At 68.7% G+C, this 24,102-nt stretch carries 20 protein-coding genes and 1 pseudogene; 12 read left to right on the forward strand and 9 right to left on the reverse strand.

The window, feature by feature from the left end; translation table 11 throughout:
• Positions 1–28 precede the first annotated feature (28 nt).
• Complete coding sequence (locus tag NAM01S_RS01155; RefSeq protein ID WP_084482243.1) at positions 29–604, reverse strand: winged helix-turn-helix transcriptional regulator; 576 nt, start codon at positions 602–604, stop codon at positions 29–31.
• An 82-nt stretch (positions 605–686) separates the two neighbouring features.
• Here NAM01S_RS01155 and NAM01S_RS01160 point away from each other — a divergent pair, with 82 nt between their 5' ends.
• A complete protein-coding gene (locus NAM01S_RS01160; RefSeq protein ID WP_372511591.1) occupies positions 687–1,904 on the forward strand; it encodes a pyridoxal phosphate-dependent aminotransferase in 1,218 nt (405 codons plus the stop codon).
• Positions 1,905–1,930: 26 nt separating this feature from the next.
• Here NAM01S_RS01160 and NAM01S_RS01165 read toward each other — a convergent pair whose 3' ends face one another.
• Positions 1,931–2,791 (reverse strand): TIGR03619 family F420-dependent LLM class oxidoreductase, encoded by an 861-nt coding sequence (locus NAM01S_RS01165; RefSeq protein ID WP_067778113.1) that lies wholly within the window; start codon positions 2,789–2,791, stop codon positions 1,931–1,933.
• A gap of 209 nt (positions 2,792–3,000) precedes the next feature.
• On the opposite strand from NAM01S_RS01165, the gene NAM01S_RS01170 reads away from it, so the two are divergent.
• From NAM01S_RS01170 to NAM01S_RS01185, 4 genes are all read left to right on the forward strand, one after another.
• Positions 3,001–4,203 (forward strand): site-specific integrase, encoded by a 1,203-nt coding sequence (locus NAM01S_RS01170; RefSeq protein WP_067778114.1) that lies wholly within the window; start codon positions 3,001–3,003, stop codon positions 4,201–4,203.
• A gap of 159 nt (positions 4,204–4,362) precedes the next feature.
• Positions 4,363–5,277, forward strand: a complete 915-nt coding sequence (locus NAM01S_RS01175; RefSeq protein WP_067778115.1) for a macrolide 2'-phosphotransferase — start codon at positions 4,363–4,365, stop codon at positions 5,275–5,277.
• Between the two features lie 174 nt (positions 5,278–5,451).
• The gene (locus NAM01S_RS01180; protein ID WP_067778116.1) at positions 5,452–7,113 is read left to right on the forward strand and encodes an ABC-F family ATP-binding cassette domain-containing protein; all 1,662 of its coding nucleotides are present in this window, start codon (positions 5,452–5,454) and stop codon (positions 7,111–7,113) included.
• A 355-nt stretch (positions 7,114–7,468) separates the two neighbouring features.
• The gene (locus NAM01S_RS01185) at positions 7,469–8,917 is read left to right on the forward strand and encodes an amidase (RefSeq protein WP_067778117.1); all 1,449 of its coding nucleotides are present in this window, start codon (positions 7,469–7,471) and stop codon (positions 8,915–8,917) included.
• A 109-nt stretch (positions 8,918–9,026) separates the two neighbouring features.
• Here the strand turns inward: NAM01S_RS01185 and NAM01S_RS01190 are convergent, their stop codons facing one another.
• Positions 9,027–9,365: a hypothetical protein gene (locus NAM01S_RS01190; RefSeq protein ID WP_157107537.1), complete on the reverse strand. Its 339-nt coding sequence runs from the start codon at positions 9,363–9,365 to the stop codon at positions 9,027–9,029.
• 939 nt (positions 9,366–10,304) lie between these two features.
• On the opposite strand from NAM01S_RS01190, the gene NAM01S_RS01195 reads away from it, so the two are divergent.
• Positions 10,305–10,814 (forward strand): GNAT family N-acetyltransferase, encoded by a 510-nt coding sequence (locus NAM01S_RS01195; protein WP_067778348.1) that lies wholly within the window; start codon positions 10,305–10,307, stop codon positions 10,812–10,814.
• 8 nt (positions 10,815–10,822) lie between these two features.
• Here NAM01S_RS01195 and NAM01S_RS01200 read toward each other — a convergent pair.
• Positions 10,823–11,465: pseudogene (locus NAM01S_RS01200) on the reverse strand (MBL fold metallo-hydrolase).
• A 245-nt stretch (positions 11,466–11,710) separates the two neighbouring features.
• Here NAM01S_RS01200 and NAM01S_RS01205 point away from each other — a divergent pair.
• Positions 11,711–13,177 carry an APC family permease gene (locus tag NAM01S_RS01205; RefSeq protein WP_253798106.1) on the forward strand — a complete coding sequence of 489 codons (1,467 nt, stop codon included), beginning with the start codon at positions 11,711–11,713 and terminating at the stop codon, positions 13,175–13,177.
• Positions 13,178–13,296: 119 nt separating this feature from the next.
• Here NAM01S_RS01205 and NAM01S_RS01210 read toward each other — a convergent pair whose 3' ends face one another.
• Positions 13,297–14,913 carry an FAD-dependent monooxygenase gene (locus NAM01S_RS01210; protein ID WP_067778119.1) on the reverse strand — a complete coding sequence of 539 codons (1,617 nt, stop codon included), beginning with the start codon at positions 14,911–14,913 and terminating at the stop codon, positions 13,297–13,299.
• A gap of 112 nt (positions 14,914–15,025) precedes the next feature.
• Complete coding sequence (locus NAM01S_RS01215; RefSeq protein ID WP_067778120.1) at positions 15,026–15,583, reverse strand: TetR family transcriptional regulator; 558 nt, start codon at positions 15,581–15,583, stop codon at positions 15,026–15,028.
• An 86-nt stretch (positions 15,584–15,669) separates the two neighbouring features.
• Here NAM01S_RS01215 and NAM01S_RS01220 point away from each other — a divergent pair, with 86 nt between their 5' ends.
• Both NAM01S_RS01220 and NAM01S_RS01225 read left to right on the forward strand, forming a co-directional pair.
• Positions 15,670–16,140: a DUF4334 domain-containing protein gene (locus NAM01S_RS01220; RefSeq protein ID WP_067778121.1), complete on the forward strand. Its 471-nt coding sequence runs from the start codon at positions 15,670–15,672 to the stop codon at positions 16,138–16,140.
• On the forward strand, positions 16,137–17,225 hold the full coding sequence (locus NAM01S_RS01225; protein ID WP_067778351.1) for an NAD(P)-dependent alcohol dehydrogenase: 1,089 nt from the start codon (positions 16,137–16,139) through the stop codon (positions 17,223–17,225). The genes NAM01S_RS01220 and NAM01S_RS01225 overlap by 4 nt, the downstream gene beginning before the upstream one ends.
• 39 nt (positions 17,226–17,264) lie before the next feature.
• Here the strand turns inward: NAM01S_RS01225 and NAM01S_RS01230 are convergent, their stop codons facing one another.
• Both NAM01S_RS01230 and NAM01S_RS01235 read right to left on the reverse strand, forming a co-directional pair.
• Positions 17,265–17,969 (reverse strand): TylF/MycF/NovP-related O-methyltransferase, encoded by a 705-nt coding sequence (locus NAM01S_RS01230; RefSeq protein WP_067778353.1) that lies wholly within the window; start codon positions 17,967–17,969, stop codon positions 17,265–17,267.
• Between the two features lie 131 nt (positions 17,970–18,100).
• Positions 18,101–19,003, reverse strand: a complete 903-nt coding sequence (locus tag NAM01S_RS01235; RefSeq protein WP_067778122.1) for a 4-hydroxy-tetrahydrodipicolinate synthase family protein — start codon at positions 19,001–19,003, stop codon at positions 18,101–18,103.
• 70 nt (positions 19,004–19,073) lie between these two features.
• Between NAM01S_RS01235 and NAM01S_RS01240 the strand changes: the two genes are divergently transcribed.
• Positions 19,074–19,946: a LysR family transcriptional regulator gene (locus NAM01S_RS01240; RefSeq protein WP_067778123.1), complete on the forward strand. Its 873-nt coding sequence runs from the start codon at positions 19,074–19,076 to the stop codon at positions 19,944–19,946.
• Between the two features lie 7 nt (positions 19,947–19,953).
• On the opposite strand, the gene NAM01S_RS01245 is transcribed toward NAM01S_RS01240, so the two are convergent.
• Positions 19,954–20,430, reverse strand: a complete 477-nt coding sequence (locus NAM01S_RS01245) for a nitroreductase family deazaflavin-dependent oxidoreductase (protein WP_067778124.1) — start codon at positions 20,428–20,430, stop codon at positions 19,954–19,956.
• A gap of 301 nt (positions 20,431–20,731) precedes the next feature.
• On the opposite strand from NAM01S_RS01245, the gene NAM01S_RS01250 reads away from it, so the two are divergent.
• A complete protein-coding gene (locus tag NAM01S_RS01250) occupies positions 20,732–22,954 on the forward strand; it encodes an MMPL family transporter (RefSeq protein WP_067778125.1) in 2,223 nt (740 codons plus the stop codon).
• A 109-nt stretch (positions 22,955–23,063) separates the two neighbouring features.
• Positions 23,064–23,864 (forward strand): class I SAM-dependent methyltransferase, encoded by an 801-nt coding sequence (locus tag NAM01S_RS01255; RefSeq protein WP_067778126.1) that lies wholly within the window; start codon positions 23,064–23,066, stop codon positions 23,862–23,864.
• Positions 23,865–24,102: the final 238 nt, after the last annotated feature.

The raw sequence follows: 24,102 nt of genomic DNA on the forward strand, positions 1-24,102 counted from the left end.
AGCCGTGTCGCAGGGCTACGACGGGTGGTCAGCGGTTCGCCGGCGCGACAAGGGAGCGCGTGCCCATGACCACCTCGGTCGCGGCGGCCAGGTCGAAGTGGAGTTCGAGGTCCGGCGCCTCGGCGGGGCCGTCGTGGTGGCTGATGCCCGCGCTGGTCACCACGTAGTGGAAGGTGGTCTCGCCGATGTGGACGGTGACGACTCCTTCGGCGATCAGCTCGGCGACGGCGCGTCCCAGCGGCAGGGCGAACCAGTGCGCGCGCACGGCGTCGGTGGCGCCACGTTCACCGAGCAGCGGTGCGCCCCAAGCAGAGAGCGCGGCGAGTACGGGGCGCAGGCCGCGGCCGGACTCGGTGAGTTCGTAGACGGCGGTGGCCGCGCGGGGGCCGACGCGGCGGCGGGTGAGGATGCCGTCGCGCTCGAGGTCCTTGAGCCGGGCGGCCAGCACGTCGGTGCTGATCCCGGGCAGGTCCGCGAACAGATCGCTGTAGCGGCGCGGGCCCGAGGACAGTTCGCGGACCACCAGCAGACTCCACCGGTCGCCCACGACGTCGAGTGCGCGGCTCACGGCGCAGAAGTGGTCATAGCTTCGGCGTGGCACCATCCCACTGTAACGAATCACTTGGAAAATCCAAGTGCATACTTGGAAAAACCAAGTAGAGTGTGCGGCAATCGCACTGAAAGGGATGTTCATGCAGGTCAAGCAGTCGAGCAAGCTCTCTGGCGTGTCGTACGAGATCCGCGGCCCGGTGGCCGAGCACGCCGCGCGGCTGGAAGCCGAGGGCCATCACGTCGTGAAGCTCAACACCGGCAACCCGCTGCCGTTCGGTTTCGAGGCGCCCGCCGAACTCCTGCAGGACATCGTCCGCACGCTGCCCGCCTCGAGCGGCTACTCCGCCTCCAAGGGTTTGCTTTCGGCGCGGCGCGCGGTGGTGCAGTACTACCAGACCCTCGGTGTCGACGACGTCGATGTCGAGGAGGTGTTCCTCGGCAACGGCGTCTCCGAACTGATCATGATGGCACTGACGGCGTTGCTGGAGAACGGCGACGAGGTGCTCGTTCCCGCGCCGGACTTCCCGCTGTGGACGGCGGCGACCACGCTCAACGGCGGGCGTCCGGTGCACTACGTCTGCGACGAGTCCGCCGACTGGTTCCCCGACGTGGACGACATCGCCGCCAAGGTCACCGACCGCACCCGGGCGATCGTGATCATCAACCCGAACAACCCGACCGGCGCGGTCTATTCGCCGGAGGTGCTGCGCGAGATCCTCGAGATCGCCCGCCGCCACAATCTGGTGGTCTTCTCCGACGAGATCTACGACAAGATCCACTACGACGAGTTGACCCACACCGCGACCGCCGCGCTGGCCCCCGACCTGCTGTGCCTGACGTTCTCGGGCCTGTCCAAGGCGTATCGGGCCGCCGGATTCCGGTCCGGCTGGCTGGTGGTGTCGGGTCCCACCCACCACGCGGAGAACTACCTGGAGGGTTTGACGATGCTGGCCGGGCTGCGCCTGTGCGCGAATGTGCCCGCGCAGCAAGCGATTCAGGCCGCGCTCGGCGGACACCAGAGCATCAACGATCTCGTCCTGCCCGGCGGACGGCTGCGCGAGCAACGCGACCGCGCCTGGGAAGCGCTCAACGCGATTCCCGGCGTCTCCTGCGTCAAGCCCAAGGGCGCGATCTACGCGTTCCCGCGCATCGACCTGGACATGTATCCGATCCACAACGACGAAAAATTCGTGCTGGATCTGCTACTCCAGGAGAAGTTGCACATCGTGCAGGGCACCGGGTTCAACTGGCACCGGCCCGATCACTTCCGCATCGTCACCCTGCCGCACGCCGACGACCTCGAAGCGATCATCGAACGCATCGGGCGATTCCTGGCGACTTATCGGCAGTGATCGCCGGGGGCGCCAAGGCGCCTGGGTCAGCTTCGCGCGGCGATGAATCGTTCGGCGAAGCGCGACAGTTCGTCGAGTTGTTCGGCGGGGTCCGGTGCGGTGGCGCTGATGACCACCCGGGTGACGCCCTGTGCGGCGAAGGCGGCGAGGCGTTCGTCGGTCATGTCGATGCCGCTCCACCGGGTGTATTCGAGTGCGTCGGGGTCGCGTCCGGCTTCTTCGGCGGTCGAGCGTGCGAGCTCCCATTGCGTCATGCGTTCCTGTGGGACCAGCGCGCCACCGGCGAAGTAGCCGTCGCCGCGCAGGCCCACCCGGCGGGCGGCCGCCTTGCTCGATCCGCCGACGTGGATGGGAAGGGTCGTCGCCTGGTAGGGCTTGGGGTACTGCACGAGGTTGTCGAAGGTGAAGAACTCTCCGTGGAAGCTGACGCCCTCTTCACCGCCCGCCCACAGCAGACGCAACACGTCGATCGCTTCGTCGGCGCGTCGCCCGCGGGCGCGGTAGTCGACGCCCGTCGCCGCGGCCTCCTCGGGTACGACACCCAATCCCACTGTCAGCAAACGCATTCGGCCTTTGGACAGCACGTCGATGGTCGCCAGCTGCTTGGCGAGCACCACCGGATGCCGGTAGGGCAGCAGCAGCACACCGGTGCCGAGCAGCAGCCGATCGGTCGCCGCGGCGACGTAGGCGAGGGTGTCGAGCGGGTCGAGGAACGGCAGCGTCGGCGGGACCTCGACGTCGTGCAGTCGCGCGCCGGGAAACAGCACCAGGTGTTCGGGCAGGTAGAGGCCCTCGAATCCACATGCCTCCGCGTGGCGGGCGTAGGCGACGATCCGATCCGGATCGGTCCCGAAGTGGGCGCTGCTGTAACTGACGGCGAACTTCATACCCGTTCCCTTCCGGCCCGAAATCCGTTCGGGCGGCTGCGCGGTTGTCCGCGTGGACAGAACCTCTGATCGCGCCCGACAATTCCCGGGGCCGGCGTTCGCCGAATGCTTTGCGCCACGATGCATCGGGTGTGTCACGGAGCCGGTCGCAGCGCATAGGCTGGAACGATGAATTTCGGTCGGCGGCAGTCTGTTCTGCGTGGTGGCGCGTGAACGAGGACAGTGTCGTCGCGCTGCCGGAGGTGGTGCGCAGCGAGTTGCGGCGCGGTGTGCGCAGCGTGCTCGTCGACGCGGCGGCGTTGCGGTTGGTGCGCGAACGTTTCGACGACGTCCAAGCCGGTTCGCTGCGCCGTTACCTGGAGGCGTCGCAGTCGGAGAACACCGTGCGCGCCTACCGCACCGACTGGATCTCGTGGGCCGGATGGTGTGCGACCGAGGGGCGCCAGGCACTTCCGGCCGACGCGCTCGATGTCGCGGTCTATTTGGCGGCCGCCGCCGACGCGCGACGCCCGAACGGCGAGTGGGCCTTCGGTCCGGCCACGCTGGAGCGCAAGTCGGCCGCGATCGCCGCGGTGCACGCCGCCAACGGGCTGCCCTCCCCCACCCGCTCCGACGTGGTTCGCCTGACACTGCGTGGCATTCGGCGCACCCGGCGCACCCCGCCGTCGCGCAAGCGTCCGATCCTGCTGCACACCCTCGATCAGTTGCTCGCCGGTCTGCCCGAGCCCGGCTGGCCTACCGAACCCGCCCGCCGCCGCGACGCGCTGGCCTTGCTGATCGGATTCGCGGGCGCGTTGCGCCGCAGCGAACTGGCCGGATTGTGTGTTGCCGATGTCCGGGTGAGCGTGGATCACGTGACCGGTGAACCGGTCCTGCTCGTGCACCTGCCGACCACCAAGACCGATCCGACCGGCGCCGCCGAACAGCGCGTCGCCCTGCCGCGCGGGCAACGCCCGCACACCTGCCCGGTCTGCGCCTACGCCGCCTGGGTCCGGCTCCTCGAAATCCACACGGCCGCAGGCCCACTCGCCTTGCGCGACCATTGCGCCGCACCCGCACCGGACACCGCCGTCCACCGCTGCCACAGCTTCACCGGCACTCCCCTCGCCCAGCGCCCCGATCTACCGTTGTTTCCCACCATCACCCGCCATGGCGGCATCGGCGACCGCCCGATGTCGGGTCGGGCCGTCGCCGAACTGGTGAAACGCTATGCCGCCCGCGCCGGTCTCGACCCGAACCTCTTCTCCGGACACTCCTTACGCGCGGGTTTCGCCACCCAGGCCGCCCTCGGCGGCGCCAGCGACCGCGAAATCATGCGCCAGGGACGCTGGTCCAACCCACGCACCGTGCACGGCTACATCCGCACGGCAAACCCGTTGGAAGACAACGCCGTAACCAAACTCGGTCTGTGAGTGTCGGCCCCGAACGCGCGCAATGTCGGCCGGTTGGGAGCGTCCGTATCGTACGCCTTCGGGCTACGTCGCCGGGAAGCCCCGCGTCTGGACCTGACGTCGGTGGCTGATGAACGAAAGAACTGGAAGTGGCTTAGGCGAAGGTGAGAGCGTGGTCCCATGAACACGATCAATGACGTCATCGCTCTGGCCGTCACCCACGGCCCGCGCCTGTCCGCGCAGGACGCCACCGTGAACGAGGCGGGCCTGGACTACCGCGTCGTCATGGCCTCCGACGCGACCGGCCAGAGGTGGGTGCTGCGGGTACCGCGTCGCGCCGATGTCTCCGAGGGCATGGCCGCCGAGGCGCGCGTTCTCGACCTGGTCGCCCCCGTCCTGGCCGAGGATGGCGTCGCGGTTCCCGACTGGCAGGTCCGCTCTCCCGAGCTGATCGCCTACCCGGCGCTGCCCGGCGCACCGGGCCTGACCCTGACCGACGCCGGGGAGCCCACCTGGCACATGGACCCTGCCAGCCCGGACTACGCCGATCGCCTGGGGCGCCTGCTGGCCCGTCTGCACTCCATCACCCCGGAGCAGGCCGAAGCCGCGGGCGTCGAGGTCCGTACCTCGGATCGGGTACGTCAGGCGTGGCGGGACGACATCGCCCGCGTGAGCGAGGCGTTCACTGTCTCACCCGCCCTGACCGAGGCGTGGCAGGCATGGCTCGAAGACGAAACCTGCTGGCCCGAGCGGACTGTGCTGACCCACGGCGAGATCTACCCCGCGCACGTGCTGTTCGACGAGGCGGGCGCGATCACCGGAGTCCTGGACTGGAGCACCGCTCGCGTGGACGATCCCGCCCGTGACCTGTCCGCCCAGTACGGCGCCGCGGGCGAGGAGATGTTGCAGGTCACCCTCGCCGCGTACGAGCAGGCGGGCGGGCACGTCCACCCTGGCCTGGCGGCCCAGGCGGCGCACCTGTGGGACGCCTCCCCGATCGGGTACGCCCTGTACGCGCTGACCACCGGCGCCGAGATCGACCTGGCCACCGCGGCGGCGATGCTGAATCCCGATGCTGGGGCGCGCCGCGATTAATTCCCTCGCGCCCGCTCGGTGCCTACTCGTAGACTCTCGGCCGTGTCTTTCTGTATGAAGCCCTGGTTCCGCCGCTGACGGCGGCCGAACCCGACTGATCTCGCCCGCCGTCCTGGCCTTGTGCTGGGCGGCCTCGCGTGCTGCCCGGCTCCATGACGAGCTGAGAGAACACGCATGCTTCGTACTACTTCCCCTGTTTCTGTCCTGCCTCGAGATCTTCCTGCCGGCGCTGCTGCGCATGTGCGCGCCGAGGGCGTCGTGGTCCGTCTGGGAGAGCGCATGGTCCTGTCCGGCGCCGACGTGACGGTCTCGGCCGGTTCTCGCCTGGCCATCGTCGGCGAGAACGGACGGGGCAAGACGACACTGCTGCACGTGCTGGCAGGCACTCTGACGCCCGACGCGGGCACGGTCTCGCGCACCGGGACCCGCACGCTGGTCGAGCAGACCCTGCATGTCGCGGACGAGCGCACCGTCGGTGATCTGGTCGAGGAAGCCGTCGGGGACTCCCTGACCGCCCTGGACCTGCTCGAGAGCGCCACAGAGGCCCTTGCCCAGGGCAAGCCCGGTGCAGCGGACGCGTACGCCCAGGCGTTGGAGGCCGCCACCGCGCTGGATGCCTGGGACGCCGAGCGGCGCGTCGACGTCGCCCTGGAAGGTCTGGGGGCCTGCACCGACCGCGGCCGGCGCCTGGCGACCTTGTCGGTCGGGCAGCGCTACCGGGTGCGCCTTGCGGTCGTGCTCGGCTCGAGCACCGATCTGCTCCTGCTGGACGAGCCAACCAATCACTTGGACGCCGCCGCCCTGGACTTCCTGGCACGCAGGCTGCGTGAGCACCCCGGAGGTGTGGCCGTGGTCAGCCACGACCGAGCGCTACTGCGCGAGGTCGCCACGGCTTTCCTGGACCTGGACCCGAGTCGGGACGGTCTGCCTCGCCTGTACACGGGCGGCTACGACGGCTGGGTCGAGGGCCGTCGCCGTGAGCGGGAGCGGTGGGAGCAGGAGCACGCCGCCCAGCAGGCCGAGCACGCCCAGCTGACCAGGACCGCCGAGGAGGCTCGCGGGCGCCTGCAGACGGGCTGGCGCCCGGACAAAGGCACCGGCAAGCACCAGCGCGCCACCCGCGCCGCCGGGGTCGTCCAGGCCTTCAACCGGCGCGTGGAAGACCTCGAGCGGCACCGCATCACCGTGCCCGAGCCGCCCCGGAGCCTGTCGTGGCCCGACCTGCGAACCCGGGCCGGACGTCCGGTCCTGCACGGGCAGGACCTCACTGTCTCCGGACGGCTGTGCCAGCCGGTCGAGGTGAGGATCAACGGTGGCGACCGACTGCTGCTGACCGGCCCGAACGGGGCGGGCAAGTCCACCCTCTTGGGCGTGCTGGCCGGGCAGGTGCGACTCACCGGGGGCACCCTGCGGATCCACCACGACGCGCGGGTGGTCCTGCTGTCGCAGGAGGTTCCCGCCTGGAACCCGGAGCACACCGCCTACCGGGCCTACCAGGCGCACGTGGACCGGCTCCAGTCCCGAGGCATGAAGGGGTATGCGCCCTCGCTCAGCAGGCTGGGCCTGCTGGACGCGACCGCGCTGCACACCCCGGTGACACGCATGTCCCAAGGCCAGCAGCGGCGCCTGCACCTCGCGATGTGCTTGGCCGAGCAGCCCGACCTGATCATGCTCGACGAGCTCACCAACCACCTGTCCGCCTCCTTGGTCGACGAGCTCACCCAGGCACCGAACTCCACGGCATGCGCAGTCGTCGTCGCCACCCACGACCGGCAGATGCTCACCGACCTAGCCGGCTGGCCCCGCCTGGAGCTGGCCGGGTCGGAGCAGAAGTGAACGCTCCTGCCCAGGCGCCCTTGTCATTCGATGGAGGGTCAGCAAGCTGGTGACCTCGGCGTGGGCACGTCTCCGTAATTTCCGGGCCGGCGCCGATCTCACCGCACGTCGCCATGACCGGTAGCCGGTCGAAAAGTCTGCGGCCGAAGCGGAACACGGTAGCGGTTGTGAGATCTATCCCGTTGTGCGAAACAGCATTTCATGGCCTGCGCCAATCGAGTCGACTGCCGACACCGCAACCTGGGATATGCCAAAACGAGTGCGTTGATTTGCGCTGTAGGTCACCCGTTCTAATTTCCCGTTTGCGCGAAGCGGCATTTTATGTCCGCTGCGGCGGAGCAATAGCGTCGAATTCATGGAGTGGAGTTTTCGGTCGGCCGAAGAGCTCGCGGCCGCATTGCGTGCCGGTGACGTGACCTCGGTGGAACTGACCGACGAAGCGATCGCCCGTATCGAGCGCGACGACAAGGTGATCAACGCGATCTGTGTGCGGACCTTCGACCGTGCGCGGGCCGCCGCACACCGTGCCGACCAGGCGCGCGCCCGCGGCGAGGACCGGCCGCTGCTCGGCATACCGGTGACGGTCAAAGAGTCCTACGACATCGCCGGGCTGCCCACGACCTGGGGCATGCCGATGCATCGGAACCATGTGCCTGCCGAGGACGCGCTACAGGTGTCGCGGCTCGAGGCCGCGGGCGCGGTTGTGCTCGGTAAGACGAATGTGCCGTTGATGCTGCGAGATATCCAGAGCTTCAACGAGATCTACGGCACCACCACCAATCCGTGGGATCACAGCCGCACGTCGGGTGGTTCCTCCGGCGGATCGGCGGCGGCCCTTGCGGCCGGGTTCGGCGCGCTGTCCATCGGCTCCGACCTCGCCGGTTCGCTGCGCACTCCCGCGCATTTCTGCGGTGTCTACGCGCACAAGCCGACACTCGGGCTGGCGCCGACCCGCGGCATGGTCGCGCCACCCGCGCCGGCCTTGCCGATCGATCTCGACCTCGCCGTCGTCGGCCCGATGGCGCGCACCGCCCGCGACCTCGCGCTGCTGCTCGACGTGATGGCCGGACCGGACCCGCTGACCCACGGCGTCGCCTACGACGTCGCACTGCCGCCCGCGCGCCATGAGCGGCTGTCCGATTTCCGGGTTCTGATCATCGAGGACCATCCGCTCATTCCGACCGGATCGGCGGTGCGGGCGGGTGTGAACCGGGTCGCCGAGGCGCTCGTCGACGAGGGCGCCCGCGTCGAACGGCGCAGTCCGCTGCTGCCCGATCCGGCCGAAGCGGCGACGATCTACATGCTGCTGATGCTGTCGAACGCCGCCGCAGGTCTTTCCGTCGACGTCTACGAACAGCTACGGACCCGCGCCGCCGCCCTGAGCGCGGAGGACCGGAGTCTCGACGCGGCGCGGCTGCGCGGCATGGTGCTCAGCCACCGCGACTGGGTCGAGGCGAACAGCCGCCGCGAACTCCACCGCCACCGCTGGCGGCAGCTCTTCGGCGAGTTCGATGCCGTGGTGTGCCCCATCACGCCCACTCCCGCCTTCCCGCACGATCACAACGGAGGTCTGGAGGACCGGCACATCGACATCGACGGCGTCGAGTACCCGTACTTCGACCAGCTCGTCTGGGCCGGTGTGGCGACCATGCCCGGCCTGCCCGCCACCGCCATACCGGCGGGCCGCTCACCCGAGGGCCTGCCGGTAGGAGTGCAGCTCATCGGTCCGATGTTCGAGGACCGCACCCCGCTACGACTGGCCGAACTGCTCGAACAGAAGATCGGCGGCTTCCAGGCACCGTAGCGCGCACCGAATCAGATCGGTGCGTGGGCGCCGCCGCCAGTCCTGCGCACTCGAATTCAGGAGGCCACTCTGGAAAGCGACTGCCAGGGTGGCCGATTCGACCGGACCGCTAATTGCGCATTTCGCTGCGTTGCCCGGTGAGATCGGAGAGCAGATCTTCGGCGAAATTAGCGTTGTGGTGACGACCGTAAGGTGTATTCGATTCCATCAGTTCGACAGTGAGACTGCGAGCCAAGGTCTCGAACTCCGTAGTGCTGATGGGTCCGCGAAGTTCGGCGACATCACTCACAAGATCGAATTGCCACGTCCAAACGGTCCGTCGGTACTCTGACGACGGCCCTCCGGTGACGTTCTCGCCGACAAAGGTCAGGGCCGAGGCAGGCCGGTCGGACGGCGGCGCGATATTGCAGGCGACAGCGATGCGAACCGCACCGTCGGGCCCGATCACCTCGCGAACATACAAGACCTCTTGTGGGCCACAGCTTACGGTTAGTAGCCTGCGGTTTCCCTTGGTCCGATTAGTGATAGGGAGGGCACAGACGCTCCAACGATTCTTCTGGGTGGCCCGCGGGTCGGCGATGCACTCGCGGACGTATCGGCCGACCAGGCTTCGGATCATCGGGTAGGCGGGGTGCCGGGAGAGCTCGTCGAATCGGCGTGCTGAGGGCATCGATTCGTCTCCTCGCTCCATGGCATTCCCACCTCGACGGAGAGAGACTATCACGCAGAGTTACGACCCAAGACTCAAACATGTTGCCTGCCAATCCATTCGAATCTTTCGCGCACTATCGCTCCGGGGTCGCCCGACCTGATCAGCCCCTCGCAATGTGGTAGGCGCCGCATACGCACCGGTAATGGATGGACTTCAGTTTCCGCTGGGTGAACTGCCGGGCCGCGTAGATGGCGGAGCCAGGAGCGGCGAATCCGCGTTTGCTGGGTGTCGGGCAAATGAGTACCGGTCGCCCGCGATCTCGGAGTCGCTTCCGTTCTCGCCGCCGCCGACAACGCTTGTCGCAGTAGGCGCGCTCGGAATCCGTGAGCGTGTTGCCGCACCACTGACAGTGCGGGTTCTCCGTGGACACCAGATGCCATGCGCCGCAGACGCATCGGCGTGGCACAAGTCCGGTATCAGCGCGGTCGTTGAGAGCTGCGCCGCGGTCGGGATAGGCGGTGCGCCGCCGAACCGGGCAGGGCCCGTTCTCAGCTTGTCGGCGCCATTGGCGCCGGTTCTGCGTCTTGTGGCTCGGGCGGCAGAATCGGGCACCGGGGTTGTCGAGCGGGCACCCGCACCATCGGCAGTAGGAGGCGGCTGAACAGCGGCGTTCCATCGCAGCAGCGTAACGCTGCACCGCCTGCTGGTCTGCCGCGATGGGGGATGATGGGCGCCATGGATATCGAGTCGGTCCGCGTCGATCGGCTCGGCCCTGACGATTGGCGCCGCTTCCGCCGTATCCGGCTACTGGCCCTGGCCGAGGCCCCCTACGCCTTCGGCTCCACCCTTGCCTCGGCGCAAGCCCGCACCGATCGAGATTGGCGCGAACTGCTCGCCGCCCGCACCCAATTCCTCGCCACCGCAGGCGATCACGATCTCGGCACTATTGGCGCGGTCTCGGAAAGCAATGCCGCACATCTGATCTCGATGTGGGTGGACCCGGAGGCACGCGGCACCGGCGTGGCCGATCTCCTCGTCCGCGCGGTCGTCGACTGGGCCATCGCTACCGGCCACCGCGGCATCCACCTGGAGGTCTCCGACGGCAACACCACCGCTGAACGCCTCTACTCCCGCCACGGTTTCCGCCGCACCGGCGTAGCAGGCGCTATCTCTCCCGATGACCCGCGCCTGGAATTCGAAATGCGGCTGACGCTACCGAGGAACCCGTACCGCACTACCGCGTGAACCGTGCCCTACGTGGGCGATTCCGGTCCGTGGGGTCGCCCCTCGGGGCCTGACTCGTTCAGCCGATCCTCGTAGACCGTCGCGAGGTCCCGCAGTGCTGTGGCGCAGTCCCCGCTGAAGCTCGAACCGTGCATGATCGCCAGCGTGGTCGGTCGCAGCTGCGCCAGCCTGTGCAGAGCGGTAGGCACGGCAGGTCCGAGCGAGGTCGCGTGGAAGACGTCCTCGGCGACCGTGGCCGGTTCCACCAGGTCGGTGTCGGTCAAGGCAGGACCGTTGCCCAGTTGTGTCATCAAGTCACCGCAGAACAGCACACCGGTGGTCTGCTCGTAAAGCACCCGCGCCTCCCAATTGTGCGGTGCGTGCGGTGTGTCGAGATGCTGTACCCGCCGGTTGCCCAGGTCGATCACCTCGCCCCGCATTCATCGGCCTCCACGTGACCGAAGGTGATCCAGCGCAGCTGCTCGACCGGCCGGATCCGCGCGATCGCAGCGGACACCACGGGAAAAGCGCCCGCATACCGGTGTGGAACAGCAGCGGTTCGTCGGCGTCGACGAAGAACTGATTGAAGGTGAACCCGGTCGGTCCGATCTCCGGCATGTAGGTGGAGATGCGATAGACACCGTCGGCGATTTCGTCGGTGTGGGTTTGCATGACTCGATCCCGTGCTAGTGCCGACCCCCGCGCAAAACCATCAGCAACCTCGCAGTTTACTCGGGACACCACTGCGGCACCGGCAGCTCACGGCAAGGGCATTGGGCCGGTTTCGCGATCGAGCGCGCGAGAATAGGGTTTCATCGGTATCCCGAGCATGAAATCACCAGCGCGATTCGGACGACGATTCGGTCCTGCGGCCGCGAGGTCGGTGGGCTCCTTCCGAGAGAAGTGAGGTGAGCGAGGTGGCGGATGCCGATGTGCCCGCGCGTAGCGGTGCGAGTTCGGTGGAGCTCGGGGGTTACCGGCAGGAGCTGAAACGGACGTTGGGTCCGTTTCAGGTGTTCGCTATCTCGTTCGCGTTCATCTCGGTGGCGGTCGGCATCTTCGCGACCTACGACGACGTGCTGCTGAACGCGGGGCCGGTGGGGATCTGGTTGTGGATCGCGGCCGCGGTCGGGCAGGCGCTGGTGGCGTTGGTGGTGGCGCAATTCGCCGCGCGGATACCGCTCAGCGGTTCGTCCTACCAGTGGGCCTCGCGGCTGGCCAACCCGAAGATCGGGTGGGGGTTCGGTTGGCTGACCTTCTGTTATCTGGCGGTCGCCGTGGTGGCGGTGGACAACGCGCTGGCCAGCCAGGCGTTCATGCCGCTGCTCGGTATGCGGCCGGATGAGGGCACTGCTCGACTGATCACGCTCGCGGTGCTGCTCGTCCAGGCGGTGCTGGCGATCGCTTCGACGCGCATCGTCAGCATGATCAACGCGACCGCGGTGGGCTTGGAACTGGTGCTCGTCGTTGTGGTGGCGATCGCGCTGGTCGTCGCCGTGGCGGTCACCGGCGACGGCACGACCGACAACCTGACCTCGCGCGGGGTCACCGAGAACGCCCCCGACTATTTCGCGGTCGGCGGTGGCCTGATGATCGCGATGATCATGGGTCTTGGCACCCTCGTCCGTTTCGACGCGGCGGCGAATCTGGCCGAGGAAGCCAAGGATCCCTATCGCAGCGTTCCGCGCGCGATCGTGGGGTCGGTCGTGGCGGCGGGGGTGCTTGGCCTGCTGTTCGTGATCGCACTCACCGTCGCGATCGATGACATCCCGAGAGTCAGCGCCAGCGGTTCGCCGGTCGCGGCGATCATGCGCGATCAGCTGGGGCCGGTGATGGAGCGGGTTCTGCTGGTCGCCATCACCTTCGCGTTCTTCGGCGCCGGGATGGTGGTGATGGCCGCGTGCTCGCGCCTGGTTTTCGCGATGTCGCGCGACGCCCGATTTCCCGCGCACCGGCTGATGCGACGGGTCGACCCGCGCACGCGTACGCCGGTCCCGGCGACAATCCTGATCTTCTGCCTGGGTGTCGTCCTGATGGTCGCGCTGCCTGGCGACGCGCTGCTCGAGCTGATCACCGCGTCGACGATCCTGCCCGCCCTCATCTACGGCGCGACGATCGTCCTCTATCTGACGGTGCGCAAACGATTGGACCGCAAGAAGGGCGCGTTCGACCTCGGGCGCTTCGAGCTGCCCGTCGCGATCGCCGCGCTGCTGTGGTCGGCCGTCGCGCTGATCGTGCTGGTGACGCCCGAGGACGCGGTGGTGCCGGTGTTGATCGTGGTCGGTTTGCTCGTCACCGGCGGGCTTTTCTTCCTCGCCCTGCTGATCTTCGACCGTGAAGCGCTCGAGACCGAGCCCGGCGACGTGAGCGTCTTCGAACACTGACCGAATCAGCCTGTTGCCGAGCCGATCGACTGCCGGTGGCGATCAACGGCCTTGGCCGAGAACCATCTCCGCCATTCGCCCGCCTGATTGCCTTGTGGCGCAGCGCCTTCGCGAGCGGTTCAGCGGAAGATCTGCGCGAAGTGTTTCGTCAGGTCCTCCGGGGTGGGGTCGTGTTCGGCGAAGCCGAGGTAACCGTCGGGCCGAATGACGTAGGCGGCCAATCCTTTTGCGCCGTAGGCGCGGGCGAAGCCGCCGTCACGGTCGCGGATGACCGGTAGCGTCGAGGCTTCGGGATCGGCGGTGGGGGTGGTGATCAGGTAGAGGTCGACTTTTCCGTGGGTGGCGCGGCGTGCGGCGTCGGTGAGGGCGCACACGGTGGTGGGCGACTCGGGGCCCGCGGTGTCGTCGAGGTAGAGCAGCACGGTGTGGTCGGTTCGGCCGAGCAGGGAGAACAGGCGTATCGGGTAGGCGACGGCGTCTCGGGTGAGGCCGTCCGCGTCGGGGGCGCGGTGTCCGGGGCGCGGGCCGGGCTGGTCGTCGGGAGGGTGGCTGGTCAGCGGACTGCCGGAGTAGTCGATCAGCAGTTGGGCTTCCCTGCGGAGGACGTGATCCGGGTCGGTCTCCCCCGCGCCGATGCCTTCGCGCGCGCTGCGCACGGTGCGGCCGACCACTTCCTCGCCAACCGGTCTTCGTTCGGCGTCGTAGCTGTCGAGCAGGTCCGCGGACCCGACCCCGCCGAGGGTCAGTGCCAGTTTCCAGGCGAGGTTGTGCGCGTCCTGGATGCCGGTGTTCATGCCCTGCGCACCCGTGGGCGGATGGATGTGGGCGGCGTCTCCGGCGACGAAAACCCTTCCGCGTGAATAGGAATCGACGATGCGGTGGCTGATGCGGAACACCGACGACCAGCGCAGGCTCGACGCGGTGACCGGTTCGGGCGCCAGCCGGTCGAGCACGGCTTGGATGTGGTGCAGCTCGGGTGCGTGCGCGCCTTCGAAGCCGTGCTCGACGGCCGCACCGGTCCGCGGCGCGGTCGCGAGTTCCTCGGGCACCAGCATCGACACTCGGTACCGGCGTTGGCCGGGCAGCGGGACGCACACCAGCAGATCGTCGGTGACGCCGTCGGTCCGGTGCATCGATCGGATGCCGTACCCGCGCGGCATCGACCAGTCCAGTTCGACATCGCCGAGCATGTATTCCTCGGCGAACGCCGCGCCTTCGAAGGCGAGCCCCAGCCCTTTGCGCACGACGCTGTGCGCGCCGTCGCAACCGATCAGATACTGCGCCTGCACCCGGCGCTCACCCTTCTCGTCGGTGAGCACCATGTGCACGCCGGAATCGTCCTGCTCGAAATGGGTGAGCGTGGTGCCGCGTTCGATGCGCGTTCCGGTGGTCGCCAGACGTTTGCGCAGAATCCGTTCGGTCTCGTATTGCGGCAGCCCGACGAATCGGTACGGAATGTCGGCGGGCAGCGCCAACGCGACGCGCTCGACCTCGGCGCCGTTGACGTAGACGATCTGGCCGCGCAGCAGGATCGACGAGTCGAGCACCTGGCGCAGCACACCCATGCCATCGAAGACTTCGAGCGTGCGCGGCTGGACGCCGACCGCCTTGGCGTAGCGCGGTGGTTCGACGGCCGCGTCGATGATCCGGCATCGCACCCCGCGCCGGGCCAATTCGATGGCCGCGGTCAGTCCGACCGGACCGGCGCCGACGACGAGCACCTCTGTGTCGACCATGTGACATCACCTCGCAGTGGATGTTCACGGAGCGATCCGGCGAGTCTACGCCCGGCCGTTGGCGCCCATCTCCGGTTCCCGGCAAACACCCAGCATTCGCGGGGTGCGATTCCTACGGGGCGACCAGGCGCCGCGCGGCCAGCACCACCGCGGCGCGGCGTTCGGCGACGCTGTGCGGTTGCTCGGCCCGCGCGGCGTGCACGGCGGCGGTGCGGACCAGATCGGTGAGCATGACGACGAGCGTGACGGGCTGGAAGTCGGTGGTGATCAGGCCCTCGCGTTGTCCGCGTTCGATTTCGCCGATCTTGGTGGCGATGACGCGGCGCACCGCGCCCTCGGCCTCGGGAATGCGGGTGTGTTCGATCTCGGCCCAGGTTTGCAGGCGGGCGTTGTCGGGGTGTCGCAGGTAGTGGTCGAACAGCCGGCCCGCGTATCCCGGCAGGTCCGCGGCGTCGAGCGCGGTCTCGTCGGTGGTCTGCCCCGCCCACTGTTCGGTGACCGCCGCGTAGAGCTCGTCCTTGCTCGCGAAGTACGCGTAGAGCCGGTCCTTGCTGGCGCGCGCGGCGGTCGCGATGCGGTTGATCCTGGCGCCCGCGACCCCGTGGCGGGCGAATTCCTCCTTGGCCGCGGCGAGGATTCGGTCCCTGGTGGCGTGGCCTGCTGCGCGCATGCCCGGAATCCTATCTTGCCGAACCATTTGGTTCGGGATATGGTTCGCGAACCAGATGGTTCTGCAACTTCGAAAGGCGACCGACGATGAGCACTGCGTCCTGGCAGGATCTGGCCGCGCGAGAATCCGGGGTGTCGACCCACGAGCTGGACGAGTTGTGGGCGGGTCTGCCGACGGTGCGCGCCGAGCAGATCCTCGGCGAATGGCGCGGCGCCGCGTTCCAGACCGGGCATCCGCTCTGCCGCGCACTGCTCGCGAGCCGCTGGTACGGCAAGCGATTCCGCTCGCTGACCCACGCCGAGCCGCTGATCTGCCGCGCCGAGGACAACTCGCTGTTCTCGAACAAGACACTCGGCAACGGCGAGGCGTCGCTGTGGAACGTCGAGTTCCGCGGCGAGGTGACCGCGACGATGGTCTACGACGGCAAGCCGGTGTTCGATCACTTCAAACCACTCGACGACTCGACGCTGCTCGGCATCATGAACGGCCACCCGGACCTGGTGCTCGCCGACGGCGCGCACTTCTACTTCCTGCTCGAACGGGTCGCCGCGTGCTGACCACCTCCGCGGTCCTGTCCCGCGACCCGGCCGCGCCGTTCTCCATCGAAGCCGTGCAGATCGACGCGCCGCGCGCCGGGGAGATCCTGGTGCGGGTGCAGGCGGTCGGCATCTGCCACACCGATCTCGTCACCCGCGCCGCGGGCGGACCGGCTCGGCCGCTGCTGCTCGGGCACGAGGGCGCCGGAGTGGTCGAGGTGGTCGGCGCCGAGGTCACCACTGTGCGGCCGGGCGATCGCGTCGTGTTGACCTTCCGCCATTGCGGAAGTTGCGCCAACTGCCGCGGCGGTCGACCCGCCTACTGTCATCGCTCGATCGCGTTGAACCAGTTCGGTTCTCGCGCGGACCGCTCCCCACGCGTCACCGCGGACGGTACGCCGGTGCGGGACGGGTTCTTCGGCCAGTCCAGCTTCGCGGGCTACGCGCTGACCACCCCGGACAACACCGTCGTCGTCGATCCGGCGACCGATCCGGTCGTCGCCGCGCCGCTCGGGTGCGGATTCCAGACCGGCGCGGGCGCGGTGCTCAATGCCCTGCGACCCGCGCCCGACGACCAGTTCGTCGTCTACGGCGCGGGCGCGGTCGGGATGGCGGCCCTGCTCGCCGCGCGCGCGGCCGGTGTGGAGCGCATCGTCGTCATCGAGCCGAACCCCGCCCGCCGCGCACTGGCACTCGAACTCGGCGCCGCCGCCGCGCTGGATCCGACGACCGACGACACCGTCACCGCCGTCCGCGAAACCACCGGCGGCGGCGCGACCCACGCCCTGGACACCACCGGACACCCCGGCGTGCTCGCCGAGGCGGCGGCGGCACTGACGACCGGCGGCACGGTCGTCGCGGTCGGACTCGGCGCGGGCGTCCCCGACATCGACGTGCGCGATATCGTCCTGGGCGGCAAGACGATCCGCGGCTGCCTCGAGGGCGACGCCGACCCACACACCTTCATCCCCCACCTGCTCGAACTCCATGCCGCAGGCCGGTTCCCGATCGATCGGCTCGTTGTCGACTACCCGCACACCCACATCGACACCGCACTCGAGCACCAACGCGACGGCCGCACCGTCAAACCCGTCCTCACCTGGTAGTCCACTACGGCAGAATCGTTGGGGTGAAACGCACCTGACTTAGCGCGCGGCTTCGCTGGACGCGGCGGCGGAGACGGTTGGTGGGATCGCGTGCCGGTACACGCCGAGGGTCCAGGTCGGGTCCGCGGAGACGACGGTGACCGCCAGTGGGGTGCCGAAGACGTCCTGGCACGCTTTCATGACGCCCGGCGCTTTGGGTTGCGCGACGGCGCGGTCGGGCGGGGAGGCGGGGTCGGCGTAGTCGTCGAAGACCAGAATCGCGCCCGGCGCCAGCCGCGGCAGACACGCACGCAGGCACAGCAGCGTCGACTCGTAGCGATCGCCGTCCAGGTAGGCGAAAGCGATTCGGGCGGGCAGCTGTTCGGGCACGGTGTGGGCGAACCAGCCCGCGTGCAGGTGCGGGCGGCGCAAGCCGAACTGTTCGTGCAGCGTCACCACCTCGCCGATCGAGGCCGCGAACTCGCCCTCGGCCAGATAGTCGCTGTCGTGGCGACCCGGCGCGGGCAGCCCGCGAAACGAATCGTAGGCGTGCACCGGAGGATCCGCGCCGACCGAGTCGAGCACCGCGCGCAGCCACGCGGTCATTCCGCCTCGGTAACAACCGAATTCGACCACCGCGCCGGGAACGCCTGCGCGCACGACGCGGGCGAGCTCCCGTTCCACGATCGCCATCCGCCCCCGATCGACGGTCCGGGGCTGGGTCCGCAACAAGTATTCCTGCAACGCGCCGCGACGATCGTGCACAACGCCCTCCGCTCCGTGCGGTTGCCACACCGGACCCCGCCAGAATAGCAATCGGCTATCTCCGGCGACGGCGAACGACGTGTCAGCCGCCCCGACCGGGGGAACCGAGCGCACCGCCCCGACCCGCTGATCTATCGGGCAACCAGCTCCGGCACCGCGCCCAGCGCCGCCAGCGCCCGATCCACCGATTCCGCCGCGGCGGGCAACAGCGGCAACCGCACCGCCGGGCTCGGAATGCGTCCCAGTGCGTGCAGCACGCCCTTGATCACAGTCGGATTCGGCTCGGCGAACGCCGTCGCAGCCACCCCGGCCAGCTGCCCGCCGATCGCCCGCGCCGACACGAGATCTCCAGTGCGCCAAGCATTTTCGAGAGCGACGAAACGCTCTGTCGCCAGTTGCGCGGTCGCCACGATGCCGCCCGCCGCGCCCAACGCCAGCAGCGGCGAAAGGAACGCGTCGTCTCCGGCGAGCACCGCGAAGTCGCCGGGAGGATCGGCGAGCAACTCGACCGCGTCGGCATCCACACCGCCGACCGCGTACTTCACACCGACGACGCCCTCCAGGGCAGCGAGCTCCCGCAGTGTGCTCGCGCTCAACGAACGACCGGTGCGATACGGAATGTGGTACACGATCAACGGAACCGGCGAATTCGCCGCGAGGTGAGCGTAGTGCGCGACGACCCCCGCCTCGGACGGCCGCGTGTAGTACGGCACCGGCACCAGCGCCGCGGCCACCTGCGGCCACGCCGCCAACTCCACCAACCCGGCCAGGCTGGCGCGGGTGTCGTTGCCGCCCGCCCCGACGATCAACGGCGCGCCCGCCGACGCACACACCCCGGCGCACACGTCGATCACCCCGCGCCGCTCCTCGGCGTCCAGCGTCGCCGCCTCGGCCGTCGTGCCCAACGCCACCAGACCCACCGCGCCCGCGTCGAGCACGGCGCGCGCCAGCGATTCCAGCGCGTCCCACGCCACGGCGCCGTCGTCGGTGAACGGCGTGACCAGCGGTACGAAAATTCCTCGGAATCGGTGCATACCGCCAGCGTGCCGCACCCAGAGATTAAGAACCAGTTCGCATTTGTACTGCTGAACGTAAGCTGAACTGATGCTCGACGTGCGCAGGCTTCGGCTGCTGCGGGAACTCGCCCGGCGCGGCACCATCGCCGCCGTCGCCGAGGCGCTCGCCTTCACCCCCTCCGCGGTCTCCCAGCAACTCACCGCGCTCGAACGCGAAGCGGGCGTCGCCCTGCTGGAACGCACCGGACGCCGAGTCACGCTCACCCCGGCCGGACACACCCTCGTCGCCCACGCCGACGCGGTGCTCGCCCGACTCGAAGAGGCCGAGGCCGACCTCGCCGCCGCCAGAGCCGGACTCACCGGACCGCTGCGCATCGGCGCCTTCCCCAGCGCCACCCAGGCCTTCATCCCCGACACCCTCACCAGGCTCGGCACCGCCCACCCCGGCCTGGAACCCCTTGTGACAGAACTCGATCCGGCCCGCGTCGCCGCCGCACTGCGCGCCGGAGAACTCGACGTCGCCCTCGTCCACGACTACGACCTCGTCCCGTTCCCACCCGAACCCGGCGTGCACACCGAACCGCTCTACCGCGAAGCCATGTTCCTCGCCGCCGACACCGCGACCCCCGACGCCACCCTCGACACCTGGCGCGACGCACCCTGGATCGTGGCCACAGCGGGCACCCGCTGCCACACCATGACCCTCCGCGCCTGCCAAGCCGCGGGATTCACCCCGCGCGTCCACCACCAGGTCGACGACTTCACCACCGTGCTCGCCTTCGTCGCCGCCGGACACGGCGTCGCCCTCGTCCCCGAACTCAGCGCCACCGAACCCCCGCCCGGCGTGCACCTCGTCCGACTTCCGATCGCCCGCACCACGACCATCGCCTGTCGCGCGGGCGCGGGCAGGCATCCAGCCGTCTCCGCTTTCACTACGGCCGTGCGGGCCGCACTGAGCTGAATCTCCGTCACTCCCTGCGTAATTCGAAGATCCGGAACTCACGGCCACCGGAGAGCTCGTACTCCATCTCGTAGCCGGGCCAGAACTCCACGGCCAGATCCCAGACCCGTTTGCGCTCGACCCCGGTGATCTCGGTGACCCGCACCGGGAACCGCTCGCCCCGATGCCCGACGGTCGCGGTACTGGCGGCGCGCAGGTTCGCCGACCACGCCGGATGCTTCGCACTGCCCCAGTTCGACCCGATCACCAGGAAATCCGCGCCGCGCGGCACATACAGCAGCGACGTGGTGCGCGGCATCCCCGTCCTGCGTCCGGCCACCGTGACCTCGATCGACGGCAGCCCCACCAGATCGAGCACGCCGAACCGCCCGCGAGTCACCCACCGGATGAACCGCTCCAGCGGCAGCACGAGTGGCGCCGTGCGCATCACCCACCGCTGCTGCGCGAGGCGCCTGGCAAGAGTCGGCAACGGATTCGAGACCATAACCGCATGGTGCCACGCCGCGGCGGCCGCGTCCGCCCGCGAGCGCCGAAGCGGTCCACTTCACACCGCACGCGCGCCGGTCGACGCCGAACTCCGGCATTCACCGCACAGATGTGCGAGCCACGGACCCACGGATTCAATTGTTAAACGCCCTCATTTCACCACCGTATGTATTTTTGATGACAGACATCCACGCAAACCCACGGAAAGGACACGGCCCCTTGGTCTTCCGCACAGCAGGATCGGCACACCGACCGCACCCGGCCACCCACGCCCACACCTGCCCCAGCGGAGACCGCTGATGTTCGCGCGATGGGGGGAACTCGTCCACCGCTACCGATTCGGCGTACTCGGCATCGTCATCGCCGGACTGCTCGCACTCGCGGGCTACGGCATCGGCATCGAAAACCACCTCAGCTCGAGCGGATTGGAAGACCCCACCGCCGAATCCGCCCGAGCGAGCCGCCTCGCCGACGAAGCATGGGGCCGCGACCACGAATCCGACGTCGTCCTGCTCATCACCGCCCCCGACGGCAAAACCGTCGACGACCCCGAACTCAGCCGCACCGTCGTCGACCACCTCAACGCCCTCACCCGCGACAACCCCGACGAGATCACCGGAATCAACGGCGCCTACTGGGCCACCGAAACCGGCAAAGCCAGCGGACCCCTCTTCGCCAGGGACGACCGCCGCCACGCCTTCGTCCTCATCGCCATCCGCGGCGACGACGACACCGAAATGGCGCGCAACTATCGAGAGGTCAAGGACGAGTTATCCATTCCCGGGGTCGACGTCCAAGTCGCCGGCCTGCAACCCATCGCGGGCACCCTCACCGACACCCTCACCGACGACGTGCACCGCATGGAAGTCGTCGCACTACCCGTCGTCGCCGTCCTGCTGTTCTTCGTCTTCGGCGGACTCGTCGCCGCGGCACTACCCCTCGCCATCGGCGCCCTCACCGTCGCGGGCGCCAACGGCATCATGCGGATCTTCACCGACTTCACCGACGTCCACTTCGTCGTCACCGGCGTCGTCTCGATGATCGGCGTCGGCCTCGCCATCGACTATGGCCTGTTCATCGTCAGCCGCTTCCGCGAAGAACTCGCCGCGGGCCACGACACCCGCACCGCCGTCCGGCGCTCGGTGATGACAGCAGGCCGCACCGTCGTCTTCTCCGCGACCATGATCGTCGCAAGCCTCGGCGGCCTGCTGATCTTCCCGCAGGGATTCCTCAAATCCCTCGCCTACGGCGCCATCGCCACCGTCCTGCTCGCCGCGCTCAGCGCGATCACCATCCTGCCCGCCGCCCTCGCCATCCTCGGGCCACGCGTGGACAGCCTCGGCCTCAGCCGATTCCGCCGAACCAAGACCGCCGCCCAGATCGAGAACGGATTCTGGGGCCGCACCACCGACTGGGTCATGCGCAAGCCACTGCGCGTCGCCATCCCGCTCGTCCTCGGCCTCGGCCTGCTCATCATTCCGATGAAAAACCTCGCCTTCGGCGGCATGAGCGAGACCTACCTGCCACCGGACAACCCCACCCGCCTCGCCCAGCAGCACTTCGACGAGCTGTTCCCCAAACGCCAGCCCGACCCACTCCAGCTCATAGTCGTCTCCGACGACCGCACCGCCATCGGCGCGCTCTACCGCCAGGTCAACCAAGCACCCGGGCTCGCAAGCGAATTCAGCGTGCCCGCCTCCGCACCCGGCCGCACCGACCTCTACCGCATGCGCGCCACCCTCGCCGACTCCAACAACGCCGGACCGGCGATCGACTACCTCCGCGCGCTCGACGTGCCCGACGGCCTCACCCTCCTCGTCGGCGGTCAGCCCGCCATCCAAGAGGACAGCATCGACACCCTGCTCGAACGCATGCCGTACATGATCGCCGCGGTCGTGCTCGTCACCACGCTGCTGATGTTCCTGACCTTCGGCTCACTCGTCCTCCCCATCAAGGCCGCGCTGATGAGCGCGCTCGGCCTCGGCTCCACCCTCGGCATCCTCACCTGGATCTTCATCGACGGCCACGGCGCCGGGCTGCTCAACTTCACACCGCAGCCGATCATGTCCCCGGTCCTGGTGCTCATCATCGCCATCGTCTACGGCCTGTCCACCGACTACGAGGTGTTCCTACTGTCCCGCATGGTCGAAGCGAGGGCCAAGGGCGCCGACACCACCCAGGCCATCCGCGCCGGCACCGCGCACACCGGCGGCATCATCACCGCCGCCGCCCTCATCCTGCTCGTGGTCACCGGGGCGTTCGCGTTCTCCGACCTCGTGATGATGCAGTACATCGCCTACGGCATGATCGCGGCCCTGTTCATCGACGCCACGATCCTGCGCATGCTGCTGGTCCCCGCGGTCATGAAACTCCTCGGCGACAAGTGCTGGTGGGCGCCCTCCTGGATGCGCCGGATCCAGCGCAAGATCGGCCTCGGCGAACCCGTCCTCGACGACGAACCGCAGGCCCGCCCCGCACTCGAGGCCCCTCCGATCGCCGCGACGGTGTCCGCGCGGAGCTGATCGGCGGGCCGAGTCGCCGGGAAAAGCGCGGTCGCCACCTTCTCCCGGAGTACGCTCACCGCCAGAAGGGAGCGTCACCACCGCCGACCGGACCGAAGGACGTGCACCGATGAGCAGCCGTCTCGACGCCGAATACGCCGATCCCACGCCGCTGCGGGTGCGGATCGACACCCACGAACGCTACTCGGAAAAACCCCACGATCCGGGCGGCGAAGTGCTCGCCGCACTCGCCCTCTCCGGCGCGGAGTACCTCGCCGACGTCGGCTGCGGTGACGCGCGATTCCTCGCTCGGCTCGTGGCGTACGGCCACCGCGGCCCGCTGCTCGGCATCGACACCTCCCCAGCCATGGTCGCCGCCGCCCAGGCCGTCCCCGGCGTGCGCGGCGTCCGCGCCGACGCCCGCCGTATCCCGTTCGACGACAACACCTTCGACGTGCTCACCGCACGCCACATGCTGTACCACGTCCCGGACCCGGCGGCCGCGCTCCACGAATTCCGGCGCACCACCAAACCCGGCGGCACCGTCGCGGTCGTCGTCAACCACCCCGAAACCTGTCCGTACATCGGCGAACTCGTCGACGCGCACGCCGCGAGCTACGGCATCGAACCCGACGCCGCGCCGCCGCGCACCGTGGACTCGGAGACCTTGCCCCGGCTCATGTCCGACATCTTCGGGGACGTACGCGTCCAGCGCTGTGACAACGCCCTCGTCTTCGACAGCCCCGCGCCGCTGATTCGCTTCGCGGAAGCCATCTTCGGCTGCCGCGGTATCGAACCCGACCATCCCGACCGCGACGCGATCCTCGCAGATCTCAGCGCCGACGTCGAAGACTGGTTCGTCCATCACCCCGGGCGCACCTGGCGCGATCCCAAGGGATACCTCGTCGCCACCGCACTCGTCGCGGAGTGATCGCCGAGCCGACCCTTGCCGTAAGAGCTTGGTGATTGGGCACATTCGGATGTTTTTCGTGTACGTGAGTGGTGCCTTCCTTGCGCCAAGGTGAGTTTATATAGATAGATGCGCATATCTACGTATCAGCATTTTGTTTACCGAGTTCTGCCAGCTGCTTCACGTCTGACCAGCGGAACCTTGCGCAGCCCCAGATCGTCGATTGCGACCTCGCCTCCCCTGCGGTTCGTCCAGCCCG

Source organism: Nocardia amikacinitolerans NBRC 108937 (genome assembly GCF_001612615.1).
Lineage (GTDB): Bacteria > Actinomycetota > Actinomycetes > Mycobacteriales > Mycobacteriaceae > Nocardia > Nocardia amikacinitolerans.